The following is a 2,246-nucleotide window of genomic DNA, read 5'->3' as shown; positions in this document are numbered from 1 at the left end:
TCAACTAACAGCTGGGCAACAAAAGCCAATATGACGACTGCACGTCTTTTCTTAGAGCTAGCAGAAGTAGAGTCAAAAATATACGCTATAGGAGGGTGGTCTAGGGACCGAAATGATAAATAGGTACGTGTTAAGTAATCAATAAATACTTGACACCATGCCTTCATTGGAGGGGGTATGACAAAAGTGGTTAGAGTAATTTTGTGTCTCCTAATAGGGGTAGCAAGTATTAGCAGAGCTATTACCATTTTGGAGGTCAATCCAACAAGGGTAGAAGCTATAGCCCCGAATGATAGCTTTATCGTTAAGATAAGAGTTTGTGATGTAGTCGGTCTTCATTCCTGGCAAACCGGTTTACATTTTGACCCAAGTGTATTAAAATGTGCAATAATTAAAAATGACTCGTTCCTTAATCAAGACGGTCGTACAACTTGGGGGATGCTTGCTAGTATTGATACCACTTTAGGCTATGCGTATGGTGGCGATTTCTTATTCCCTGCAGAGCAACGGGGTGTTTCTGGGACTGGTAGTTTAATCCAAATTAAATTTAAGGTGAAGTCAGCCGGTAGTTCATTGCTAAATCTAACACACCGTACCCTGGGGAGGTCAAAGCTTCTTGACACCGCTGGTATATATATACCTTGTATTTTATTAGATGGCTGGTATGGGAACCAGTCAAAAGGGAGCGGGTCTGATTTACTAATATGCTCACTCAGTGAGGCTCAACAGTTCCCTGAGCTTGCCTGGAATGGTAGCGAGTTCCTCGTTGTATGGCAGGACTATTCTAGTATCTGGAGTTGGGATATTTACGGACAGCGTGTCTCGTCAGCAGGTGGCTTGGTAGGGTTTAATTTTGCTATTACGGAAGTCCCTTGGGAGGAAGAGACTTCACCAGCATTAAGCTGGAATGGGACAAATTACTTAGTTGTCTATAGTATGAAAACATCGGGTGATAGTATATCGACCTACATAATTGGGGTACCTGTATCAGCTACTGGGGAGCCAGGTTCAAAGATTACTATTTCTTATATTGAGCACACTTTTCGTAAAGACCCTGATATTGCATGGAATGGCACCAATCATCTTGTAGTCTGGGAAGATTATCGTAACGGTAACAGTAATTGCGACATATACGGTCAATTGGTAGATGCAGCTGGTGGTTTAATAGGGTTAAATTTTGTTATCTGTGGCTCTCAATATTCACAGAGTGCACCAGCAGTCGCATCTGATGGGATAGATTACTTAGTCGTATGGGCTTGTTCAAAAGATTCTAAAATTTGTGGTCAGCGTGTAGGTTCAGATGGTAATCCTATTGGACCTAACTTTGATATTTTTTTATCTACTAACCCATTTTGCTGGTACCCAGATATTGCATGGAATGGGACTAACTATTTAGTTGTATGGAGTGATGGTGATCAGGACTTGGATATATATGGACGACTGGTATCTCAGTCAGGCGATGTTGTGGGACCATCTTTTCCTATTTCCACTGCAACTGATGACCAGACATCACCTAAAGTAGTATGGGAGGGGTCAAATTTTCTTGTTGTCTGGACCGATGCCCGTAGTGGGATGCTTTCCAGCATATACGGGCAGAGAGTTTCAGCAAGTGGGACATTGATGGGGTCAAATTTTATAGTATCGGACAATTTATATCATCAAGCATTTCCAGGAATAGCAATGGGTGATTCATCACTTATCGTATGGTCTGACTTTAGAAACGGTACAGATTACAATATATGGGCTAATATGGTTTCGCTACCAGTAGGAGTAGAAGAAAGCTCAAAACTCAAAGCTCAAAGTTCAAACCTGGTTATCTATCCTAATCCATTCAGCCAGAAGACCAGTATACAGTATACAGAATACAGAAAACAGGGTACAGGATACAGATTAATGATTTACGACCTTACTGGTAGACTAGTTAAGTCATTCCCGCAGACTCAACAACTCAATAACTCAATCAACTCAATAACTCAAGTTTGGGATGGCACTGCTGATAACGGAGATAGACTACCGAGCGGTATCTACTTCTATAAGTTACAGATGGACAAAGAAAGCCTAACAAAGCAGATAGTTTTAGTAAAGTAAAAAATAAGTTGCAATTTTGCATTTTTAATTTTAGACTTTAAATTCCTGCAAGGTGGTGATGTCTATGATTGTGTGATAAGGAGTGATGGGATGGGCTTTTGGTGTGCCTATGAACACCATTAGTAAAATCAAATATCAAAAATCAAAATGCAAAAATG

Annotated in this window: 1 protein-coding gene; it reads left to right on the top strand. The window is 40.6% G+C overall.

The window, feature by feature from the left end; genetic code table 11:
- The first annotated feature begins 177 nt into the window (after positions 1 to 177).
- Positions 178 to 2,088, top strand: a complete 1,911-nt coding sequence (locus QMD71_10055) for a T9SS type A sorting domain-containing protein (protein MDI6841167.1) — start codon at positions 178 to 180, stop codon at positions 2,086 to 2,088.
- Positions 2,089 to 2,246: the final 158 nt, after the last annotated feature.

This window comes from bacterium, from assembly GCA_030018315.1.
Taxonomy (GTDB): Bacteria; Hydrothermota; UBA3073; order JACQXS01; family JAGMCI01; genus JASEGA01.
This window is presented reverse-complemented; position numbering and strand designations above follow the sequence as displayed.

What these genes read in the sequence shown, in the direction of transcription:
- QMD71_10055 (MDI6841167.1), top strand. Translation starts at nt 178, where the DNA reads ATGACAAAAGTGGTTAGAGTAATTTTGTGTCTCCTAATAGGGGTAGCA.